The organism is Paenibacillus sp. 2TAF8 (assembly GCF_052114825.1).
In the GTDB taxonomy this organism is placed as follows: domain Bacteria; phylum Bacillota; class Bacilli; order Paenibacillales; family Paenibacillaceae; genus Paenibacillus.
Genome location: NZ_JBFRFN010000007.1, coordinates 170,854 through 193,650 on the forward strand (window position 1 = coordinate 170,854; position 22,797 = coordinate 193,650).

The window sequence follows — 22,797 nt, forward strand, 5'->3', positions numbered from 1 at the left end:
GCCTTGGCAATCCTGTTGAATCGTTATTTTCCATTATCCAGAGATCTTACAATACAGGTCCGTATGATTACGTCACTTTTGTTGACATATACAGTGCGGCATATTACGCTGTATATGATTGAATACATGCCAGTATGATTAACTTTTATAATGAATGAACAGAATACAGCGAATGATAACGAGCGGGAGAGACCTGAGCGGGCTGAATAAATACAATACGGTACAGATCAGTAATTTACATCGTACAGATGCTGCGAAACCGTACTTTAGTAAGTCCGCTTAAGGCACCGAAGGAGCAAGTGGTTATGCACCCGGCATAACTGTTAATCTCTCAGGTAAACGTACCGTCGTTGGACGCAACTCTGGAGAGTGCGCGGAAGAAGCGCCACCCAAGGGGAATATGATGGGTTAGCACGTTGAACAGACTTGTATGTGAATGTACTTGATCTGTTTTAACCGGTGCAGCGATCATGAAACTCTCAGGTATCAAGGACAGAGAGAGGGCTAACGGCCTTCTTCTGTCCTTTTTTTATGTCATCATTCAGTAAATCAGGAACATAATGGTGGTCTTCTTGTCTGGAGAACGATGACGAAACCAATTGGAGGGTTACAAGGTGCGATTTAAAGATGTTTTTTCGATTATTGGCCCGTCGATGACGGGGCCATCCAGTTCACATACAGCGGGTGCTGCAAGGCTGGGCCGAATTGCGCGTCAGTGGCTGGGGTGCACTCCGGAACGAGCTCGGCTTACATTATACGGCTCATTTGCAGATACCTATCAGGGACACGGTACCGATCTGGCTCTGATCGGAGGTTTGCTGGGCTACGTTACGGATGATCCGCGTATACCAGATGCAGAACAGTATGCAGTTGAAGCAGGTATGGAAGTTGAATTTTACACCAGTGGTCTGCCAGCTCCTCACCCGAACACAGTTAAGATTGAATTGTGGCACGGCGAACGGGAATGCTCATTAATAGGCGCATCTATCGGTGGCGGCAGCGTGTCTGTCCATGCACTGAATGATTTTCGTGTACAGATCAGCGGAGAGTTTCCAACACTTGTTTTGCGTCATGCGGATAAAGCAGGTGTTCTGGCATCCGTAACCTCAACGATCAGCTCTTCCGGAGTGAACATCGGGTATATGCAAGTGGATCGGAAAGCCCGTGATGGTGAAGCGCTTACTGCAATGGAGATGGATGCTCCGCCAAGTGAAGAGATTTTGAAAAGATTGCGTTCACTGGATCATGTGCTCAATATTCGTGTGATTGATCTGAAGAGAGGGGTTGATCCGAATGCGGTTTAAACATTTGCATGAATTGAATACCATCTGCACTGCGGAGTCCAAAACGATTGCACAGCTGATGATTGAAGAGCAGGTGCAGGAGACGAATACACCGGAAGCTGACGTGGTGAAACAGATGTCGGAGTACTACCAGGTGATGAAGGAAGCGGTTCGTAAAGGACTTACAGAAGATACAACCTCGCGGAGCGGACTGACAGGTGGAGACGGGAAAAAGATGGCCGAATACATTCGCCAAGGCGAGACATGCTCTGGTGATGCTTCTGCCCTTGCTATGGCCTATGCACTGTGTGTATCGGAGGTGAATGCCTCCATGGGACGTATCGTGGCTACGCCAACGGCAGGATCTTGCGGCATCATTCCGGGTGTGTTTATTAGCTCGCAGGAACGCTTCGGTTGGACGGATGAACATCTGGTGAATGGATTGTTCTGCGCCGGAGCCATCGGTTATGTTATTGCCAACAATTCATTTATTTCTGGTGCTGAGGGTGGTTGTCAGGCCGAGGTTGGCTCTGCGATCGGCATGGCTGCCGGAGCCATGGTGGAACTTCGTGGAGGAACACCGGAGCAGGTTGTGCATGCTGTGGGCTTGGCTTTGAAAAATACACTGGGCCTCATCTGTGATCCGGTTGCCGGGCTTGTAGAGATTCCTTGTATTGTGCGCAACGGACTCGGAGCCGTTACTGCACTGGCTGCGGCTGATATGGCGCTCGCTGGCGTACGCAGTGCCATTCCGTCGGACGAAGTGATCGACGTTATGCTGGAGGTAGGCAGTGCCATGCCAAGCCGTCACCGCGAGACAGCGCAGGGTGGGCTGGCCCAGACACCTACAGGCCGCAAGATGATGCAGAAGCTGGCGAAACCTAAGGCGAAGCGGGCAGAGCCGGAAGAGACATCAGAAACAGATTCAGAAGCACCGGGAGTACAACCGGAAATGGATGAGAAGTAATAAGAGCTTGCCGGGTCATGGGATTAGGAATTGATTCGGGGTGCTTATCGACTAGTGATAGTAAATAGTATGGTCGTTACACCACATAACACGAATAAATTATAAAAAACAAGCGTACTTCAACCTGAATAGCTCAGGATTGCAGAACGCTTGTTTTAGTTTATTTTGGTTTGGGATGATAGATCAGCCAAGCTATTTATCTGCTATCAACAGTCCAACAGGGTGAGGTAGACGTTTTTATTTAGGCCCTTTTCAATGCACCCTGCTCTACTCTACTTCGGTGCACATAACTGCATAGCCGTAGGCAGGCAGTTCGATTGCAAGCACGCCGTTGTCCAGAGCGGTGCGATGATTACCTTCAAACAGCTCAGTCCAAGGCTGGCTTCCTGCATCCAGTTCAACGATGGCGGTTTCCTCCGAACGGTTGAACAGAACCAGAATGCGCTCATCTGCACTTTGGCGCTCCATCACAACCTGACTACCGCCTGCCTGAGCTTGCAGGAAACGAACCGTGCCTTCTGCACGCAGTGCAGGATGCGCATAACGTAGAGCAATCAACTTCTGATAAAAGCCGAGTAACTCCCGATCTTGCTTCGTTTCATCCCATTCCATGCATTTACGGCATCCCGGATCATGTTCGCCGTCGAGGCCAATCTCGTCACCATAATAGATGCAGGGTGCCCCCATGTAAGTGAATTGGAACAAGGCAGCCAGCCTCATCTTGCGTTGATCCCCTTCGCATAACGTAAGCAGGCGAGGCGTATCGTGACTATCCAGTAGGTTAAACGCCACCTCGCTCGCCTGGAGCGGGTAGCGGGATAACTGGCGCCCAATGGCATTGGCAAATTGTTCGGCGTGCATCTTTTCTTCCACAAAGAAAGAATTTACAGCTGAGGTGAATGGATAGTTCATCGCAGCATCGAACTGATCACCTTGCAGCCAGGCAGAAGATTCGTTCCATATCTCGCCCAGAATGTAGGCGTCCGGGTTGGCTGCCTTGACGACACGTCTGAAATCCCGCCAGAAGGCATCATCCACTTCATCGGCTACATCGAGGCGCCAGCCGTCGGTGCCTACTTCTTTAATCCAATACTCGGCTACCTCCAGCAAGTAGGCCTTCACATCGGGATTCTCCGTATTCAGCTTAGGCATATGGGGTTCAAAGCCGAATGTCTCATAGGTCGGAATGCCATCCTTCACGTCCAGCGGGAATTCATGCACATGGAACCAGTCTTTGTATTTGGAATCGGAACCGTATTTTTGCACGTCGAGGAAGGGGGCGAACGTTTTGCCTGAATGATTGAACACCGCATCCAGCAGCACACGAATGCTACGCTCATGGCACAGCTTCACCAAATGTTTCACTGTATCTGCATCACCGAAATGACGGTCTACACGAAGATAGTCTTCGGTATCATATTTATGATTGGTTGTAGCTTCAAAGATAGGAGTAAAGTAGATTGCGTTGATACCCAGTTCACTGATGTAATCGAGATGATTGATCACACCTTGCAAGTCACCGCCAAAGAAGTTGAAAGGCGTAGGTTCGCCGCCCCAAGGTTCGACTTCTTTGGGATTAATTGAAGCGTCGCCATTTGCGAATCGCTCGGGGAAAATCTGATAGAACACGGCATCTTTCACCCACGCCGGGGGTGTGAAAACAGCTCCGGCATGAATATAAGGGAACTGGAACATGCGGCCCGGATCCCCCGGCTCTTCTTCCTGGAAGTCCGTCTCGGTCATCCAGATCTGTTCATCGCCACTTTTGAGCAGAAAAGCATACTTCAATCGATGATATGGCGGTTTCACTTCCCCTTCATAGTAGTCAAACATAGTGTCTGACGTGAATTTGGTCAGAGGAACCATATCTCGGGTTTCTTCCCATGCATATTTGTCTCCTGTCAGAGCATACACCTCGGTGAGATCATTCTTTTTGGCACGCAGACGCAAGCGGATTGTATCCTGATCATAGGCATAAGCCCAGTTCCGTTTGGGTTGATGAAATATAGCTTCGAGCAGCATGTGAAGTTCCTCCCGTCAGATGTAAATGAAGTATAAAAAGTAAAGAATATTAGACATTCAGGAAGTGCGTAGAGTATGTAAATCGTAATTATTGAAACATGTGGCCTCATACTACGTAACTGCAGATTGCGTTATAATGAAGGTATAAAAAGAGAAGGCTGACTCCAACGAATCAATTTGAGATGGCAATCAAGCCAAGGTAACAGACATTGTAGCTTGTGCAGTTGGGTTTGCATTTAATCTAGCGAGAAAGCGTCTCTACTTCGAAATCAAAGTCACAATATCAAAACTAAAATCAATACAGATAAGCAACTTTGCCCAGATATATCATTAACCCAAAGAGGATGGAAAGGAAACGAGTACATAGATGAAAACTAAACTGTTATACATCGAGGATGATACGGAAATTGCAACATGGGTGAGGGAAGATCTGGAGGAGCGCGGGTATGAGGTTGTCTGGCTTGGAAGTGGTGAAGGTGCCGCTGAGGCTGCGTTAGACTGTTCTCTGGTCATACTGGATGTTATGTTGCCGGGGCTTGACGGGTTTACGGTAGGGCAACGTTTAAAAAAAGAACATCCTGCTGTGCCCATCGTCATGCTCTCGGCTAGAACATCCATTGATGACAAACTGCATGGGCTTGATTTTGCCGATGATTATGTGACCAAACCGTTCCATCCGGACGAGCTTGCTGCGCGAATCGAGGTTCAGCTACGGAAGGCAGGCACGGTGGTATCCAGTGAAGCCGTTCTTACGCTCGATCATCTGTCGATCTATGAGCAAGATAACCGGATCGTCAATGAGCAGACGGGAGAAGAGATTATACTATCAGGCAAACAATTCCACATCTTCGCTTATTTGCTCCGGCATATGGGCATGATCCGTACCAAAGAACAGATTTATGAAGCGGTCTGGAACGAGCCTTATCTGGACGGGGACAAAACGTTAATGGTGCATATCCGGCATTTGCGCGAGAAGCTGGAGCTTGATCCGGCGAATCCGGTTATTATTCAGACCGTGCGCGGTGTAGGTTACCGCGTGAAGAAGCCATGATCAAGTGGGTGAAAGAACGGAAGGCCAGAAAGTCCGAACAAAACAGAGAAAGCAACAAGGAACGGCCTATGCGGCCCAAAATAAAGTTTGGACGATCTCTGATGTCCAGATATATGCTTCTGATTTTGGCGGCTGTACTGTTTGTACCTGTTGTGGTCCCTGTGGTAGCTACGGTTTTCGTTGTAATTATCAATCATGTAAATCCTGTTGAAGATGCGCCTTACGGTGACTCTGATCAAATCACCAGCCTTTGGGCAATTGAATCTAAAAAACTGGATGGATCATCTGATTCAATTATTAATGCGCGAATGAAAGAGCTGCAGAAGAAGTATCCCAAATCAGCCATGTATCGTGTAGACGCAACAGGCAGAACGACAATGGTGCTTGGTGGAGAAGGGACGAAGGTGTTGAAGTCGAGGTCATCCAAACCTTTGGACATGACATCAGGGAAGCCGGAGGCTCCAAGTACAGATGTTGTGTTGAAATGGCCTCTGCCAACCGGCAAGACGGAAGAGACCCGAATTCCTGCAGTATGGACCGCAAATTACACGGTAGAGTTCATGAAAAAAGCAAATTTTCGTGATCCTCTAACCATTGTAGCTTTTATTGGTGGGGGGAATGTAAATAAGGGACAAGGGTTTATGGTCATAGAAATCCCTCGTAACATGCTCCAGAAGTCCTCCAGTAACGGGCTACTCGAATTTGTCTATTTTGGGGCAGTGATGCTGATTGTGTTTGTGATCTTTATCATTATGTCCGTTTTATTCTTCGCTAAAATTCGCAAAAGGCTGATTCATTTGCAGTCAGCAATGGTCACTCCGAGTAAGGAGGGTATACCGCTTCCTGTAGATGTTCGAAGGTCGGATGAGATTGGACATTTGGAGGAGTCCTTTAACCAGATGGTTCATCAGTTAACGGGCAGCCGCCAGCGTGAGCGGGAAGAAGAACAGCTACGTAAACGGTTAGTTGCAGGATTATCGCATGATTTGAGAACACCATTGACCGTAATTCGAGGGCACATGCATGCATTACACAAAGAAAACCTCAGTGAACAAGGTGTTCATGCGTTGAGCCGTATGGAAGGCAAAATGCAAGATCTCGGTGAATTGATCGATAATATGCTCTCTTTTAATCTGCTGGCTAGTGGAAGGTACACATTAAAGCTGGAGCGGAAAGATGTGCTGCGGATGATTAGAGAAGCTGCAGCCTCCTGGTACCCGGTGTGGGAGAAAGAGGAGTTCGAGATCGATATTGATCTACCGGAAACTCCGTTAATTTGGGATGTAGATGAGCAAGGCTTAAGACGTGTGCTGGATAATCTGTTCCAAAATGTAGTTCGTCATGCGGCGAGCGGCAAGTTTATTCGCATATCTACCGAGCAGATACAAGGCCAAACTGCCGTAGTGATCGAGGATCACGGGCCGGGGATTCAGCCGGATTCGGGTACGAAAGGTACAGGACTTGGCTTGTCTATCGTAGATTTACTGATTCGTGAGATGGGGCTACGGAAGCGAGTGGATAGCTCAGATAGCGGTGTTCGAACCTATCTGTACAGCGGAAAAGATGACGAACTGGAACTTTAAGCCCCAGAAAGCAGAGGTTTCTTTTTAAACTAAACTTAAACTTGGACGTACGCTTGCTTTAACCTTGGAGGGTTACGATAGTTCCGAGGTGATAATGAATGAGCGAAAATATTATTCAAACAGCGAATTTATGGAAAACATACAAGGACCGTGCAGCGGTTCGTGAACTTGACCTTCATATTAAAAAGGGAGATATCTACGGCTTCCTCGGTCCCAACGGGGCCGGCAAAACAACAACGATCCGTATGCTTCTCGGATTGATTAAACCGACCAAAGGTGTCATCCGTGTCTTCGATAAAGATATTCGGAAGGAACGTATGGACATTTTACGTCGCGTAGGTTCCCTGGTGGAGTACCCCTCCTATTATGGTCATTTGAATGCGGTAGAAAATCTTGAGGTGTTACGCCGCATTATCAATGTACCCAAGTCAAGAATTGCGGAAGTGTTATCTATTGTTGATCTGACGAAAGATGCTAAACGAAATGTAAAAGGGTATTCCCTTGGGATGAAACAGCGTTTGGGCATTGCCAGCGCGTTATTAGGCGACCCGGAACTACTTATTCTGGATGAGCCAACCAACGGACTTGACCCCGCAGGTATTCAGGAGATTCGGGAACTTATCAAACGCATGCCGCTGGAGCATGGCATCACCGTTCTTGTATCCAGTCACTTGCTTAGTGAAGTGGAGCAGATGGCGAGCCGTGTCGGCATCATACGAGATGGAAAAATGGTGATGCAGGATACGATGGCGAGTCTGCACAGTCAGACAGGCAGCTCAATCAGGCTCACGGTATCGGAACCGGAGGCAGCCATGAAGCTTGCTCGTGAGCAGGGACAATTTGGTCAGAGACAAGGTGCCGAGCTTACCTTCCCCTACATGGATAACAGCGCAGTTGCTCTGCTGGTACGTCGTTTGATTGAACAGGACCACGATGTATATCGGGTCGAGGAACAGAGACAGTCTTTGGAGGATCTCTTCATGCGTGTCATTGGCGAGGGGGCTTCCCTATGACAGGACGTGCATTATCAGCCGACTGGCTTAAAATCCGTGGCAAAGGTATCTGGTTTCTGGTTTTTCTCGCGCCAATTGGGTTAACGGCCATGCAGGCTTTGAATTTCGGATTACGGCTGGATTATCTAAAAGAGCAGTATGCCGATAATTTGTGGGGAGGACTGCTGGGTAACGTGATTGTTTTTGTGCCACTCGCTTTAATGCTGGGCGCGACCATTCTGAGTTCGATGATCGCCGGCATTGAGCATGAGCAAGGCTCGTGGAAGCAATTGCTTGCACTGCCTATTCCCAGACCTGCGGTTTATCTGGCTAAGTTCTTGCTGGCTTGTCTCCTGCTCATCATTTCCTGTTTGTTGTTGACAGCAGGTATTGTAGGTCTTGGGCTTGTACTTGGTTTCGATGCCAAGGATATCCCTTGGGGGCAGGCTCTGAAGCTGGGACTTATGCCGTTAGCTGGCGCCCTGCCGGTGTTATCTGTTGAGTTATGGTTAACGTTAGTATCCAAAAATCAGGCGCTACCGGTTACGTTCGGCATTATTCTTGCCATCACCGGTATGTTCTCACTCATGATCTCTCCACAATTTCCACTGGCTTGGGCACAGATGGCGTGGAGTGCTCCTAACGCGTACCTTTACGCAGGGATGGGTGCAGGATTAGGAATCATCATTCTGCTGATAGGCATGATGCATTTCAGCCGGAAGGATGTGGCCTGATATGAATTTTGCTACAACCTATTTGCGTATCTTATCAGCGGAACGTTTGAAAATGGCCAAATCGCCAATCTCGCTTTTGGTTCTAATCAGTCCCTTGATCGCACTGCTCATTGGTCTGTTATCTTCCCCATCAGGTGATTGGAGGGCATTGATGTCAGCCATGGTGATGATTCACGGTATGCTCTTGTTGCCAATGCTGACAGGTGTGTTCACCTCATTTGTGTGCCGTTTTGAACATGCAGGAGGTGGATGGAAACAGCTCTTGGTTCTGCCGCTTACACGTACAGGTGTATATTTAGGCAAATTCACGATGGTGTTGCTACTCCTGGCCTGTACACAGTTGCTTCTATTTGGAAGTATCGTATTGACAGGGTTGATTCATGGGATGGAATCACCGGTACCTTGGGGATTTCTTGTGAGCAAAATGCTGCTCGGACTTCTGGCATGTATCCCGCTTGCAGCATTACAGATGTTTGTGTCTCTAATCTGGAGTAGTTTCGCCGCGCCGCTTGCCTTGAACTTCGCGCTAACGATACCTAACATTCTGGTTGCAAACTCCGCAACATATGGCCCATATTATCCTTGGGCGCAACCGATGATTCTTATGCTTCCAATTGAGGGAACAGGGTTTGGCGCGTTCAATGTTCCACTGGGTACACTTTTAACCGTAGTAGGTGGCAGCGCCGTGCTATTTATTGCGATCGGTATGATCTATTTTTCCAAGAAGGAAGTATAAAGTATTTGTACGATGAGAATAATCAATGAATCTCCCCTGAGGCTGGGCATCCAATGAACTGGTGTGTCTGCAGCCTTAGGTTTTTTTGTGTCAATGCTTAGAATGAATATCCCAACTTTTTCCTCCAGATTAATGTAGATTTTATCCTCTAATAAAAGCAAAATTAGACGAGAATCTGGTAAAATAAAAAAAGCTGTTTCTAGTTAGGCGAACATGGTTATTCGAGGGTAAGCCTGTTTACAGCCAAAAGTGGCGCAAACTCATTGTGAAAAGAAGATTTGGCTGAGAAAAGAGGGGTAGGCCTTTGGATCGTAATAAAACGGAAACCCTGAAACGAATTATTTCTGAGGGTAGCTCTTACCGATCATTGTTTTTTAATCACCCGGATGCCATCTATGTCATGGACATTGAAGGCAATCATATCGATGCTAACCCTTCCTTTGAACGGTTATCCGGTTACAAGATTGAAGAGCTTGCAGGGGTGAGTCGGGATCGCATCAGCCCGCCTGAAAGTGAGAACAGACGAATACAATTCATCGAAGATGTAGTGGCTGGACATTCAGTCAGTGAATCGATGGCTTTCTATCATAAAGATGGTTCTGTGAAGCATGCACAGGTGACCTATATACCGATTACAGAAGGTGACGATGTCGTTGGCATCTACGGTATTGCCAAGGATGTGACAGACAAGGTGATCATCGAACAAGAGCTACAGGAGACACAGGAGAAGTATCAGGTGCTTGCCGAACATGCACAAGATCTGATTACAACCTGTGCCATAGATGGCGAACTCTTGTATGTCTCTCCATCTGTTCGTACACTGCTTGGTTATGAGCCGGAGGAAGTCACAGGAAAATCGTTTAAATCCTACTGTTACCCCGGGGATTATCCGGACCCTTTGCTCATTTCGAATATTGGTAATGGGTGTAAGATGAGAGTGTTACACAAGGATGGACATTATATCTGGATGGAGACACTGGCAAAGCCCGTAGCTGGAGAACATGGTAAGATAGCGCAGATTGTCAGTATAAGCAGGGATATTACTCAGCAAATGGATGCGGACAGACGTCTTCGGGAAAGTCGCGAGCGCTACAAATCCTTGTTTGAATATAATCCGGCTGCGGCCTATTCCTTGGATCTGGAAGGGAAGTATAGCTCGGTGAACAGCAATATGGTGCAGATGCTAGATATCCCGCGTAGTAAGCTGATTGGACAGTCCTTTCTGTCCAATCTCGACAAGAGAGAAATGCGTAAGGGCGAAGCCTCCTTTGAGCTTGTCAAGCAGGGGCAGCCTCAGTACTACGAGACTCGTGTTGTGAGTTCCAGTGGCCGAAAGATCGAAGTTTCAGTAACCAATGTGCCCATTATTGTGGATAACGAAATGGTGGGTGCCTACGGTATTGTATCCGATATAACCGAGCGTAAGGAGTATACGGAGCGTATTCAGGAGCTGAGCAAGCAGCATGAGCTGATTCTAAATACGGTTACTGAAGGGATTTACGGACTGGATGCGGATGGTGTTACGATGTTTATGAATCCGGCTGCCGCTTCGATGTTTGGTTATGAAGCTCATGAATTCATTGGCAAAAGCTCGCACCCTATTATTCATCATTCCCGTGCAGACGGAAGCTATTTCCCAAAAGAAGAATGTCCCATTCATATGACCGTGCTGGATGGACTTGCACGTTCAGTGACAGAGGATGTGTTCTGGCGAAAAGACGGCAGCAGCTTCCTCGTTCAATATCAGGTCACTCCAATTATAGATGAAGGTCAGATTCGAGGTGCAGTGGTTGTCTTTAATGACGTTACTGGTGAACGTGAGATTGTTCGTGCCAAAGAGACAGCCGAGCTGGCTGCACAGGCCAAGTCCGAGTTTCTTTCTCTCGTTAGTCACGAAATCAGGACACCAATGAACGGAATTGTTGGCATGACCGAGCTATTGGTGGGTACAGACTTGTCAGAGGAGCAGCGAGAGTATGCTCAGATCATTCAAGATAGCGGCGATGCGCTCCTGAACATCCTGAATGATATTCTGGACTTCAGTAAGCTGGAGTCAGGTAAAATGGCACTGGCCTATGAGCCATTTTCGCTACGCAAGATGCTGGAGCAGGTCGCGGAGCTGTTCAAGCCGCGAGCGGACGAGAAACATTTGGATATTCGTTTCCGTCTTAATCCGAGTATCCCTGACTATATGGCAGGGGATTCGATGCGAATCCGGCAGATTCTGGTCAACCTTGTTGGCAATGCGTTGAAGTTCACAGATCAGGGGAGCATTGATATTACCGTCGATATTATCAAGGGAAGCAGACCAGAGGATAGTGTGTTGGATTTTGCCGTGGAGGATACAGGGATAGGGATTCCTGCCGACAAGCTGGATCAACTGTTCCAGTCGTTCTCCCAGCTGCACCCGGTAATCAACCGAAAATATGGCGGTACAGGACTTGGGCTTGTGATTTCCAAGAGACTTGTTGAGATTATGGGTGGTAGTATCAGTGTGGAGAGTACTGAGGGGAAAGGTTCCATTTTCCGGTTTGCCATTCCAACAACGCGTGTTGAAGCATCAGGTGAAAAGTCTGCAAGTGAGTTCCAGCACGACCGTACACGTCAAAGTGACAAGGTGGCTATGCGGATTCTTGTGGCGGAAGATCATCCGGTCAACCGGAAGATTTTGAAGGAATATTTGGAGAAACTGGGCTATGAGGCTGATGTGTGCACTAATGGTGTAGAAGCGATTGATGCCATCTCGCAGAATGCCTATGATATTGTGCTGATGGATATTCATATGCCTGTGATGGACGGGCTCAAAGCCACGAATCTGTTACACCGGCTGATTCCTGAGGATAGGATTCCTCCAATTATTGCAGTAACAGGCAATTCTAAGCGGGAAGACAAAGAGGCTTGTCTGGAGATAGGCATGCGGGATTTCATCAGCAAACCCGTTATGCTAAGTGAGTTGAAGCGTGTCCTTCAGCAATGGGGACCTTCTGATGAGCCACGAATTGGATCTAATTAATTCGAGATGCTTGTGTAAATAATTGGATGGAGTAGAGCGGATTAAAAAGATAGGTGTAGCAGAACAACCTTCATTTCCACAATGTGGTGAGATGAAGGTTGTTTTTTGTATTGTATTTTGCAACAAGCTCGCAGATTAGACCTGTTATTACCCAGAATTTACGGAGACTTAGGCGATGGTTAGGCGGTTAATATTACCGGACAAAATTTCACAGGAACGCTCGAATTTCTCAACCTCCGCTTGATCGAGATTTAATTCGATAATTTCTTGAATGCCGCCCTCCCCGATGATCGCAGGCACTCCTGCACATACATTCCGCTGTCCATATTCGCCATCAAGAATCGCGGAAACGGCAATGATTTTATGCTCGTCATTCAGGATGGATCGAGTAATATGGGCAAGTGCATTCCCAATGCCAAATTGAGTTGATCCTTTGCGGGTGAAAATTTCCCAGCCCGCATCCTTCGTTTTTTTGGCGATATCGTCCAGATCCAGATGTTTGAACCGTTCCTTGTGTTGATCCAAAATGTGCAGAATAGGCTTGCCGCCAATGGTAACATGTGACCAAGCCACAAATTGGGACTCGCCGTGCTCACCGAGTGCGTAGCCGTGTACACTGCGTGGGTCAATGGAGAATACCTCGGAGAGCAATGTTTTGAGCCGTGAAGAGTCAATTGAAGTTCCCGTACCGATGACACGCTCACGCGGCAAACCGGACAATTTCCATACCATATACGTAACAATGTCCACGGGGTTGGCTGCGACAACAAAGATGCCGTTAAAACCACTGTTCATGATCGGGACCACGATATCTTTGGCAATGGACTCTGCTTCCTCCAGAACATCCAGTCTGGTCTGTCCAGGCTTTGGATTGGCTCCTGCGGTCAAAATGATGACATCCATACTGCCGCAATCGTCATACGTTCCTGCGTATACTTTTGTTCGGTTGTGAGTAAAGTCCATACAATGGGAAAAATCGAGTGCCTGTGCTACCGCACGGTCATACGTCCGATCGACCATCATAATCTCCCTGCATATCGATTGATTGATCATCGAATATGCACAACTTGAACCTACAAGACCCGCCCCGATGACCGCCACTTTCCCTGATTTGCCTAACACTGCCTTCAGCCTCCGTTTACATTGGATTTATCCGTTACTTGATTATTGTTATGTTAAGTATGGTGCTTTATTTTATGCTGGTATTCAATTCTACGTTACATAAGATAACACATGGAAAAGCTATACAGCAATGATTTCCTCTGTCGCGGGAGCGTATTGGAGTAATGGAGTTAACAAAATTGACATCAATTCGATTCACACCGAAATTTAGACGGCATTTGCATAAAAGGTTTTCGACACGACAGCATTCCTGTAGCTTGTCGGATGAGGAGGATTTTATGCGAAATATGTACCTGACAAAACTTCTTACGAATCCTCAGAAACAGAACTAAACCGTCAAAGGGTTCTGCAAGCAGATTGACGAATACTTACCGACATGCAAAAGAGAAGCACTGGCGGGTTACATGTAGAAGGTTGTTTTAGGATTGTTTAAGGTTTCATGTGCACAGTCCTTACTGTGCAGGAGAAAGGTCACCCGATCCGATGACAGTTCGTTGCAGGAGCGCTAAAGTCGTTATTTTGCAAGCCCAAAAGACTTCATACCGGGAGGGAATTCATGATGATTGAAGAAGTAGGAGCAACGACGGAAACGGCTAAGAGCCTGGGAATAGGTGCCAGTACTCTTCGAAAATATGCGGCAGCACTTGAGGAGCAGGGATATCGTTTTGAACGTTCTGCGAATAAATCCAGATTGTTTAAATCCGATGATATCGAGTGCATTGAACGTCTGATGACTGAGCTTAGAGAACATAACCTGCCGCTGGCTGATGCAGTGGTTACGGTGCTATCCCCAGCAGAAGGGAAAACAGAACAGCAGTCTGTCCAAGCCATTCGTGAGCAAACAGAGCAGCAGTGTGCTGCAGCCAGTATGATTGTATCTGGATCTGATCCATTACCGCCGCTGGAGGTGGATCAGTACGGGCAATTGAGGTCCTATGAAGGACTCGGCCAGCTTGTAAGTGAGGTCACTTACGGTGCGGTTGAACCCAAGCCGGAAGAGGACGACCGCGTGCAGGTGTTACAGCATCGGGTGGATGAACTGGAGCTGACACTTCAGCATCTGGCGGAGACTCATCTTGCGCTTCAGGAACAGATGGAGAAGCAACGTCAGTGGATGAACGAGAAGCTGGAGGAGGAAAGAGATCGCGAACTCGTGACTAATCTGCGCAGTTATCAGGGCCGCAAACGGAAGTCCAAAATCACTTCGCTTCGCATGTTGTTTGGCTTGATGCCAAAGAAACATAATGAAGCCTAAATGATTCTACATGATGGATGATCGTGATTTCACATATACAGCCTGCTATAATTAGCTCCAATACCAACATGAAGTCCAGCCGCTGATCAGCTGTTTCTCATGACAGGAGAGGAAACCGGATCAGACATCAGAAAGCTGGCGTGGGAGGCAACGTGGAGCTGGAGCGAAGCTGGCAAAGATTGATCGGATTATTTACAGACCGCCCCGGGCGGCAAGGGACGATCATAGGGGAGCGTTATGTGATACGGGAGCTTCTAGGTATTGGGAGTTATGGACTGACCTATCTGTGTGTGGATCAGCAGACGGGAAAGGAAGTCGCGTTGAAGGAATCGAAGCCGAGTAAGGGGAGGCTTGCTGCGAGGCTGCTGAACAGGGAAGCGGATGTGTTACAACATCTGTATCATCCAGCGATTCCTAAGCTTCTGGATACTTTTAACGTGCGAAGACGAAATTATATGGTGACAGAGTATGTGCGGGGACAGACGTTGGAACAATTGATCTTCGAAGAAGGAAAGCAATATACAGAGCTTGAATGCGTGGAACTTGCTTGTCAGCTACTAGCACCGGTAGCTCATGTACATCAGCAGGGATTCATTCATGGCGACGTGCGAATCCCTAACGTCATTGTACGAGAGGGACGAGTACATTTGATTGATTTTGGCCTGGCAAGACGCTTGGGGGAGCCGTTGTTGCCAGAGTTAAAACGCCGAATGAAAGATATGCCTGAGCCTGAAGATGAACCGGCTACACCGGATCAGGATCTGCAGGATATCGGTCACTTTCTACTTTTCATGTTGTACTCCGCCTACGAGCCGCAGAAAGGCAGCACTCCTGCCAGCTGGCAGGAAGAGCTTCGGCTTACGCCTGGACTGCATGAAATGCTGGAGCGGCTCCTTGGACTTCGCCCAGGTTATGATGGCGGGGCAGGAGAGCTTCAGCGCGAGATGAAATCTTTGAAGCTATTATTGTTTTAAGATATACGTGTGCAAGCGGACGAAGCTAAGCGCGTATTTATAAAAATAACAGGGGTGTTCTGCTGACCGTGAGTACGGTATCGGCGAACATCCCTTTATTATAGTTGGAGTCCGAGAGTCAGGCTCAAGCTAAATCAAGTCAAAATCAAGCCAAGGTTTTCCCTTCCGGCAAAATCCATTGTTACGCTTAGCTGGAGCTGTGTTTTCTGTTTTTGTAATAACCTGACCCCTGGCGCTGATCCCTGTACTTCATGTCTGATGAGGAATAGCGCTTGTAGCTGCGTTTGCCGGAGGAACTGCTGTATTTTTTATAGGATCGTCTATTGGAGGAACTGTAACGTTTATGGTGAGATGAGGACTTGGAGTCGATAAGTTTGCCTATAAGCTTCTTAAACATGAGTCGTTCATCCTTTCGTTTTCAGTTATTTTATGCTAATACGTGGCTTATCCAAGACGGGTTTCGTGTTTTTGAGAAAAAAGGTACTCCTACATTCGTAGCTTGGCGTATAATAGGATGTTGGTTAAGTTAAGGGAATTTTTTATTTTGAGCGTTTCGCGTTACAATAGAAGACAGGATAAGAACATAACGGACAAGGAGTAGTTGGCATGATCACGATAAAGACTAAAGAACAGATTGAATATATGAAAAAAGCAGGCGAAATCCTGGCGGCGTGCCATAGAGAGATCGCAAAACTGATTCGTCCGGGGATTACAACACAGGAAATCGACCAGTTCGCAGAGGCATTTATGAAGAAAAATGGCGCTATACCGGAGCAAAAGGGATACAATGGATATCCTTATGCGACATGTGCGTCGGTTAATGACGTGATCTGTCACGGCTTTCCGGGAAAATATGTGCTGAAAGACGGCGATATCGTCACGATCGACATGGTCGTTAATTTGAATGGCTGGCTGGCAGACTCGGCTTGGTCTTATGCTGTGGGGAATGTAAGTCCTGAAGCGCAGCATTTGCTGGACGTGACGAAAAACTCTCTATATAAAGGCATCGAGCTTGCTATTGTCGGTAACCGGATCGGAGACATCTCGCATGCTATTCAAACGTATGCTGAAGGAGAAGGTCTGTCCGTGGTTCGTGAATTTATTGGACACGGTATCGGAGAGAAGATGCATGAAGAACCTCAGGTTCCTCACTATGGCCCACCGCATCGTGGTCCGCGGCTTAAGGAAGGCATGGTCATCACCATTGAACCGATGTTGAATATCGGAACATTCCGCAGCAAGCTGGATTCAGATGGTTGGACTGCACGTACTTTGGATGGGAGTCTGTCCGCTCAGTATGAACATACCATTGCGATTACAGCCGATGGACCAATCATTCTGACCGCGCAATAAGATGGTTGATAGGTAAAGTTAGTTTGAAAAGCGATAAGGCTGGATAACTGAGATTCCTAATAAGGATGCTTGAAAAAACGATACTAAGCATGGTTCAGAGCAATCATGTGAAGATATTAATATATTTCCGGGCGGCCCACGTTTGTGATCCGCCTGTTTCGGTTTAAACTATTATGAAAGATCAACATAGAGCCAGTGGTGTACCTGCGTTACTGCAGATGACAAGGGTTGACCTTGAAGCCACTGGGAATCAGGAGGTTATTTTGATGAGTGTAAACAAACAGATCGTACTGGCGTCCCGTCCTGAAGGGGCTCCTTCCAAAGAGAATTTTGAATTCGTTGAGACGCCGTTACCTGAACCGGAAGCTGGGCAAGTGCTGGTTCGTACATTATATTTGTCGGTTGACCCGTACATGCGGGGACGAATGAAAGATACGAAATCGTATGCAGCGCCATACGCCTTGAACGAAGTCATTAAGGGGGGCGCAATTGGGCAGGTTGTGGAATCATCCGAGCCGAATTTGCGCAAAGGTGATCTGGTTACGGGGATGTGGGGATGGCAGCAATATGCTGCGGTCAATACGACCGATCTGTCACTAATTGATTCGGACGAGGCTCCAATTACAGCCTATCTGGGTGCACTGGGCCTGACCGGTTTAACCGCTTATTTCGGCATGGAGGATATCGGCAAACCTAAAGACGGTGAGACGGTTGTTGTCTCTGGTGCGGCAGGGGCTGTAGGTATGATTGCAGGCCAGATCGGTAAAATTGTCGGTGCGCGTGTGGTCGGTATTGCAGGCTCTGAAGATAAATGCGCTTATCTGAGAGAAAAGCTCGGCTTCGACGTTGTGCTCAACTACAAGACAGAGCAAGATATGTCGGCAGCGATTGAAAAGGCTTGTCCAAACGGGGTCGACGTATATTTCGACAATGTCGGCGGTGACATTTCGGATGCGGTGCTGCGTCATATCAACCGGAATGCACGTATTCCGCTGTGCGGACAGATCTCGTCTTATAATCTGGAGAAGCCGGACATTGGCATGCGTCCACAGACGTTACTTTTAACCAACACGGCGCTGATGAAAGGTTTCCTGCTGGGCGATTATACCAAGTCCTTTAAGGAAGGCCGTGCCAAGCTGGCAAAATGGATCCAGGAAGGCAAGCTGCAATATGAAGAGAATATTGTGGAAGGTTTCGAACGGACGCCGGAAGCGTTCATGGGTCTTTTCTCGGGAGATAATCTGGGCAAACAGCTGGTGAAGGTTGCAGATCCTGAATAGATGGCGTTGAGCGATTGAATTTGGGTTGATGGATGAATTCATTCATTCCACCTATCAAAGCGACTTCCGCATGACAGTTCTGGTCAAGTGGTTGTAGTCTGCGAGTCTCCTATTCTGATGTTGAAGACAAACCAGAAATAGGAGTAAGAGCCAGGGCTGGACGAAACAAAAAATTGAAACCAAAAGCGCAAAACAAAGGCTGGAACAAACTAGAACAAACTAGAACAAACTAGAACAAACTAGAACAAAAGTAGCGCAAAAGCAAAAGACACGTTCTTTGCACCTTTTGATGGTGTGTTGAACGTGTCTTTTTAAGTTGATGTTAATGTGATCGATGTGATTGCTAGATGCTCAAACCTTAATTGTTTATTTCCTGATTGCTCTAGACCTAAACGAGACCTAAAGAATCAGGGCAGAGTCTGATGATTCTAGCTGCCATCTAGTTCTGGACAGCGAGCACTTCCTTGTAATGTTTGTACATATATACACGCCAGCGTACAATCATACCGAACGCCAACAGGAAGAACAGGCCGCCTGTTTGCGGAATGCTGACATATTGCTGGATGATTTCATGCAGAATCAGGCGCACAGCCAGAAGTCCTAGCAAAATGAAGGCAAAGCTGCGGGAGCGTGTGGCAAAAATCTCTTCTCCTACGCGTTCAAACTTGGTGCTGCGAATAAGCGGATACGAGAAAATAAACCAGCCAACCAGAAGTGCGATCAGCGCCCATAACCATGGAACATGTGTCTCTGGTACAACAAACATAAAAAAGCCTGTGCTCATGCCGAGCGGCGGAATAATAATTTTACGGATGGTGACCGGCCTGTGGCTGGCTTTCATACGGATAAAGATGGCAAGCAAGGCCATGACAAGCATGCCAACGGTCGCCCCGATTTGAAGGTAGTACGGAGAGATTTGAGCCACGTAAACGCCCTCTTTCTGGAATGATATGTAATCCGATTTACCGGATGAGATACGAATGACCTGATTTTTCAGTTCCTATTATAGCACAAACGCAGGGGTTCGATAGAACGCATATATTTTAAAAATGCAGGCAATGTTGATCGTTTCTATTTGGAAAATATGTATGGAGTGTCTGAAAAACTCTGAAGAAAGCAGATTTTGCCGAATTTTCGTTTCAAGCAAGGAAATTTCCCGCAGGCGTGCCGGGGCACGTCAAGGGTAAGCGACGTAGCAGGGGGCGAAAAGGGGAAAAGATGCACTTCAGTAGGTTTCAAGACACGCTCTAGTATTGTTCCCGCTGAGTTGTCGTTTATTCGAATAAGAGGAAATGGACCGGCTGTACTAACAGATGTACTAATGGCCGCACTAAGAAGACATTATTTCAACAGATGTACAGGCGTGGGATGGTGTATCTAAACTCATTAACCTCCTGCTCCTGTTCCTGCGCACAAGCCCTGCAGGGCTAACGATCACCAGGAAGCTTATTTGCCGCATTTTCGGCTCATTTTAAATCTAACGATCAGGAGAAACCTTATTTTGTGAATTTTCGTTCTTTTTCACGGTTTCTAACCCGATTTTGAGAAATAGCGTCTCTGGTGATCGTTAGAATTCCAAAAGGCTGTTTATCGAGCATATAAGGTCTGTGGTGATCGTTAGAATTATGATGAACGTATGAAGCCTCAACTTTGTTGAGGGGGATTGTAGTAGACCGGTCAGCTTCAACGGATCAGGCGGCGGAGGTTAGCTTAGTTGTGGGCATGCTTGCCATGAAGTGGGGCACCGCGTGTGCTAGAAGCTACAAGCGGTGCGGGGGAACTTCGTTCGTCTGGTTACACAGACTTCGGTTACTTGGTATAGCTCAGTTCCTGAGAGTGTCTTCCTTCGTTCGGTTACTTGGTATAGCTCAGTTCCCGAGAATGTCTTCCTTCGTTCGGTTACTTGCGAGAGTCGCGGCTGTTTTCTCTTGTTTGATTACTTAGCGTTAGTGTTCTCCAGAAACGTTTACCTCCTGCGCATAGGAACGATAAGTTAAACATGCTGGAGTATGTCCCGACAGAGTGAGCTTTGCCCTTGTTTATACGTCTTCAGAAAGGTGGCGCAGCCCGTGGAGAAAGGCGGACACGGTCAGACGCAGGCTATCGTCCGGACTGAAATCCATGCCGAAGCCGCCTTGTGCCTCAATGGAGGCAAATCCATGGCAGAGGCTACGCAACCCCCGAACAGCATGCAATGCTTGTGCTTCGGTGAGGGGGTATGGCTGCAAGGTATGCAGCAGCATGTTCAGCAGATCTGTCTTGCATGCCACGAGCTGTGGTTCATTCAGGTCGGGCGCATGGTATGAGGCTTCGTAGAGCCCGGGATGCTGGCGAACGAAGCCTATATAAGCAGTGGCGATGGCCTGAATGGCCTCGTCGCCCGTGCGGTCCGCCGTAGCCGCGTTTACGGCGAGGGCAAGCTGCTGCACTGACATCAGCGCCAGCTCCTGGCGAAGCCCGGGAAGCCCGCTGATGTGGTTATAGAGCGACGGAGAGCGCACATCCAGCCGCTTCGCTAGAGCGGCAAGGGTCAGCGCCTCAAAGCCGTCGCTGTCCACGATCTGGGCCGCGGCGCCTAGCAGCGCGCGGCGATCCAGACCTTGCCGGGGGCTCATCGCTGCCCCCCGGCTGGTTGCAGTCGCTGCCGAGCATCAGCGACTGCCGCACGCATGGCCGCCGCGGGCTGGCGAAGCATCCGTCCGTGGCCAACGGCCAGCACGGACGGTTCCAGCTCCGCCAGGCGCTTCGCGCTGGCTAGTGCCGCTTCGCGATTCCACGTGGCCAGCGCAGGGAACGGGAAGAGCGGGCGAACGCGGCCGGACACGGCGAGGCCCCCGCGCACCTGATACGCATCGCCGACGATCAATACTCGGCTGCGTGTATCCATGAAGGCCATATGCCCAGGCGTATGGCCTGAAGAAGCAATGGCGACCAGCGAACCGATCTGGTCGCCATCCTCGAGCAGGCGATCCGGCTTCGTACGGATGCCTTTGGGCACACTGCCGCGTATCGGGGTCTGCGGCTCGTGCGGCAAGAGCGATGTGTCACCGGTTAACAGTTGGGCATCCCGGCTAGAGATGCATACCTCAGCATCGGGGAGCGCATACTTAAGACCATCAAGTGCGCCAATATGGTCCGCATGGGCATGAGTCAGGATGATGGTGGTGATGGGTTTCCCCAAGGAAACGGCTGTTTCCAGAATACCTTTGAGACTGAATGGCATCCCAGCATCAATCAGGGTAAGGCTCTCTTCTTCTTCAACCAGATAGACATTTACAGGGAAGAGGCGGGGAAGAAATGTGACTTGGTGGACATCGAATTCACGGACAACACGCATCGGAAAACCTCCATAAAACTAATGATGTTAGTAATATAACTAATGGCATTAGTTTTGGCAATAGTGTTTTTAAAAATAACCTGATGACCCCCTAATCCGAATAAAATAAAACTTTACAAAAAAAGCGTTTTCAAAATGGAGATTACCGATTATAATAATCACGTAAGCCCTTTCATATGTCTATCTTATTGGAGCCCTTCGCGAAGCGAAAGGCTCACTTTTTTTATGCATAGAACGTATTCAATATCATATTTTGAGTCAGCTTTCAGAAGAACATCGAGAGAGTGTAAGTATTGATATAACAAGGAAATCTGCTCTCTAATTACGTTCAGAGCAAAAGTTGACAAACATAACTGTTATTCATATAATGACAGTTATACTTACCTTGGAATGAAGTTCATCGGTGCTATATGCCGGGAAGGGAGTAAGTTATGAACAGCGAATTTACCATTGCGGTGCATTGTCTTGTTTTTCTATCCATGAGAAACGAGTGTATGGCCAACAGTGAAGATCTGTCCCAAAGTGTGGGTACACACCCGGCCAGAGTCCGCAAGGTTCTGAGTGTTCTGCGTAAACATGGTTACCTGACGACGAAGGAAGGTGCTCATGGCGGTTACTTGCTTAGCCGTCCGAGTGAAGAGATTAAGCTGGGGGAAGTGTACAGGCTTGTCGCTGGAGGTTCACTGGGTCCAAGCTGGTGTTCAGGTGAATCGGGCTCACCGTGCAAAGTCTCCTCTAATATGCAGGGTGTAATGGGAGCTATATACGATGGAGGGGAAGAGGCACTAAGTGCTTACTTCGATCGCATATCCATTCATGATGTGCAGCAAAGCATTGAGCGTGGAGAAGGCCCGTTTCCGATGGAAGGTTTATCTGCCAAAGAGAAGTCCTGATTGGTATTGTGGATGTCATGCACGAAGTGCAACATGATCTGGCTTAGCCAGGCGTGGGGGAGAAGTGTAAACAGGCGTATGCTCCGGTGTAAAATGGTTTGAAAGTTGAGGTAATTCCGGGCATAACGTGAACACAGATGGGGAGCGTTCGTCTGCGCTGATGTTATTTTCGGAAGGCCTGTGCTTGGGGCGGAATGGCTTT

General features: G+C 48.0%; 18 protein-coding genes and 2 riboswitches. Of the genes, 13 read left to right on the forward strand and 5 right to left on the reverse strand.

What is annotated here, in order from left to right; translation table 11 throughout:
* Positions 1–173 precede the first annotated feature (173 nt).
* Positions 174–356: riboswitch (glycine riboswitch) on the forward strand.
* A gap of 4 nt (positions 357–360) precedes the next feature.
* Positions 361–498: riboswitch (glycine riboswitch) on the forward strand.
* A gap of 116 nt (positions 499–614) precedes the next feature.
* Positions 615–1,304 (forward strand): L-serine ammonia-lyase, iron-sulfur-dependent subunit beta, encoded by a 690-nt coding sequence (sdaAB, locus tag AB4Z30_RS13070; protein WP_441926940.1) that lies wholly within the window; start codon positions 615–617, stop codon positions 1,302–1,304.
* The gene (gene sdaAA / locus AB4Z30_RS13075; protein ID WP_441926942.1) at positions 1,294–2,250 is read left to right on the forward strand and encodes an L-serine ammonia-lyase, iron-sulfur-dependent, subunit alpha; all 957 of its coding nucleotides are present in this window, start codon (positions 1,294–1,296) and stop codon (positions 2,248–2,250) included. The genes sdaAB and sdaAA overlap by 11 nt, the downstream gene beginning before the upstream one ends.
* Before the next feature lie 267 nt (positions 2,251–2,517).
* On the opposite strand, the gene AB4Z30_RS13080 is transcribed toward sdaAA, so the two are convergent.
* On the reverse strand, positions 2,518–4,272 hold the full coding sequence (locus AB4Z30_RS13080; protein ID WP_441926944.1) for an alpha-glycosidase: 1,755 nt from the start codon (positions 4,270–4,272) through the stop codon (positions 2,518–2,520).
* Positions 4,273–4,639: 367 nt separating this feature from the next.
* Here AB4Z30_RS13080 and AB4Z30_RS13085 point away from each other — a divergent pair, with 367 nt between their 5' ends.
* The 6 genes from AB4Z30_RS13085 to AB4Z30_RS13110 all read left to right on the forward strand — a co-directional run bounded on the left by AB4Z30_RS13085 (position 4,640) and on the right by AB4Z30_RS13110 (position 12,381).
* Positions 4,640–5,323, forward strand: a complete 684-nt coding sequence (locus tag AB4Z30_RS13085; protein ID WP_441926946.1) for a response regulator transcription factor — start codon at positions 4,640–4,642, stop codon at positions 5,321–5,323.
* Positions 5,324–5,424: 101 nt separating this feature from the next.
* On the forward strand, positions 5,425–6,906 hold the full coding sequence (locus AB4Z30_RS13090; RefSeq protein WP_441926948.1) for an ATP-binding protein: 1,482 nt from the start codon (positions 5,425–5,427) through the stop codon (positions 6,904–6,906).
* Positions 6,907–7,004: 98 nt separating this feature from the next.
* The gene (locus AB4Z30_RS13095) at positions 7,005–7,919 is read left to right on the forward strand and encodes an ABC transporter ATP-binding protein (protein WP_441926950.1); all 915 of its coding nucleotides are present in this window, start codon (positions 7,005–7,007) and stop codon (positions 7,917–7,919) included.
* The gene (locus AB4Z30_RS13100) at positions 7,916–8,632 is read left to right on the forward strand and encodes an ABC transporter permease (protein WP_441926952.1); all 717 of its coding nucleotides are present in this window, start codon (positions 7,916–7,918) and stop codon (positions 8,630–8,632) included. The genes AB4Z30_RS13095 and AB4Z30_RS13100 overlap by 4 nt, the downstream gene beginning before the upstream one ends.
* Position 8,633: 1 nt before the next feature.
* The gene (locus AB4Z30_RS13105) at positions 8,634–9,368 is read left to right on the forward strand and encodes an ABC transporter permease (RefSeq protein WP_441926954.1); all 735 of its coding nucleotides are present in this window, start codon (positions 8,634–8,636) and stop codon (positions 9,366–9,368) included.
* A 304-nt stretch (positions 9,369–9,672) separates the two neighbouring features.
* Entirely contained in the window at positions 9,673–12,381 is a 2,709-nt protein-coding gene (locus AB4Z30_RS13110; protein ID WP_441926956.1) for a PAS domain S-box protein, read from the forward strand.
* Between the two features lie 168 nt (positions 12,382–12,549).
* On the opposite strand, the gene AB4Z30_RS13115 is transcribed toward AB4Z30_RS13110, so the two are convergent.
* Positions 12,550–13,503 (reverse strand): L-lactate dehydrogenase, encoded by a 954-nt coding sequence (locus AB4Z30_RS13115; RefSeq protein ID WP_441926958.1) that lies wholly within the window; start codon positions 13,501–13,503, stop codon positions 12,550–12,552.
* Between the two features lie 556 nt (positions 13,504–14,059).
* On the opposite strand from AB4Z30_RS13115, the gene AB4Z30_RS13120 reads away from it, so the two are divergent.
* From AB4Z30_RS13120 to AB4Z30_RS13135, 4 genes are all read left to right on the forward strand, one after another.
* A complete protein-coding gene (locus tag AB4Z30_RS13120; RefSeq protein ID WP_441926960.1) occupies positions 14,060–14,758 on the forward strand; it encodes a hypothetical protein in 699 nt (232 codons plus the stop codon).
* A gap of 152 nt (positions 14,759–14,910) precedes the next feature.
* Complete coding sequence (locus tag AB4Z30_RS13125; RefSeq protein ID WP_441926962.1) at positions 14,911–15,732, forward strand: serine/threonine protein kinase; 822 nt, start codon at positions 14,911–14,913, stop codon at positions 15,730–15,732.
* 606 nt (positions 15,733–16,338) lie between these two features.
* Positions 16,339–17,085 carry a type I methionyl aminopeptidase gene (gene map, locus AB4Z30_RS13130; RefSeq protein ID WP_441926964.1) on the forward strand — a complete coding sequence of 249 codons (747 nt, stop codon included), beginning with the start codon at positions 16,339–16,341 and terminating at the stop codon, positions 17,083–17,085.
* Between the two features lie 266 nt (positions 17,086–17,351).
* Positions 17,352–18,365 carry an NADP-dependent oxidoreductase gene (locus AB4Z30_RS13135; protein ID WP_441926966.1) on the forward strand — a complete coding sequence of 338 codons (1,014 nt, stop codon included), beginning with the start codon at positions 17,352–17,354 and terminating at the stop codon, positions 18,363–18,365.
* A 439-nt stretch (positions 18,366–18,804) separates the two neighbouring features.
* Here the strand turns inward: AB4Z30_RS13135 and AB4Z30_RS13140 are convergent, their stop codons facing one another.
* From AB4Z30_RS13140 to AB4Z30_RS13150, 3 genes are all read right to left on the reverse strand, one after another.
* A complete protein-coding gene (locus tag AB4Z30_RS13140) occupies positions 18,805–19,290 on the reverse strand; it encodes a CcdC family protein (protein ID WP_441926968.1) in 486 nt (161 codons plus the stop codon).
* Between the two features lie 1,114 nt (positions 19,291–20,404).
* A complete protein-coding gene (locus AB4Z30_RS13145; protein ID WP_441926970.1) occupies positions 20,405–20,980 on the reverse strand; it encodes a TetR/AcrR family transcriptional regulator in 576 nt (191 codons plus the stop codon).
* On the reverse strand, positions 20,977–21,702 hold the full coding sequence (locus AB4Z30_RS13150) for an MBL fold metallo-hydrolase (protein WP_441926972.1): 726 nt from the start codon (positions 21,700–21,702) through the stop codon (positions 20,977–20,979). The genes AB4Z30_RS13145 and AB4Z30_RS13150 overlap by 4 nt, the downstream gene beginning before the upstream one ends.
* A gap of 431 nt (positions 21,703–22,133) precedes the next feature.
* Here AB4Z30_RS13150 and AB4Z30_RS13155 point away from each other — a divergent pair, with 431 nt between their 5' ends.
* Entirely contained in the window at positions 22,134–22,595 is a 462-nt protein-coding gene (locus tag AB4Z30_RS13155; protein WP_441926974.1) for an RrF2 family transcriptional regulator, read from the forward strand.
* Positions 22,596–22,797: the final 202 nt, after the last annotated feature.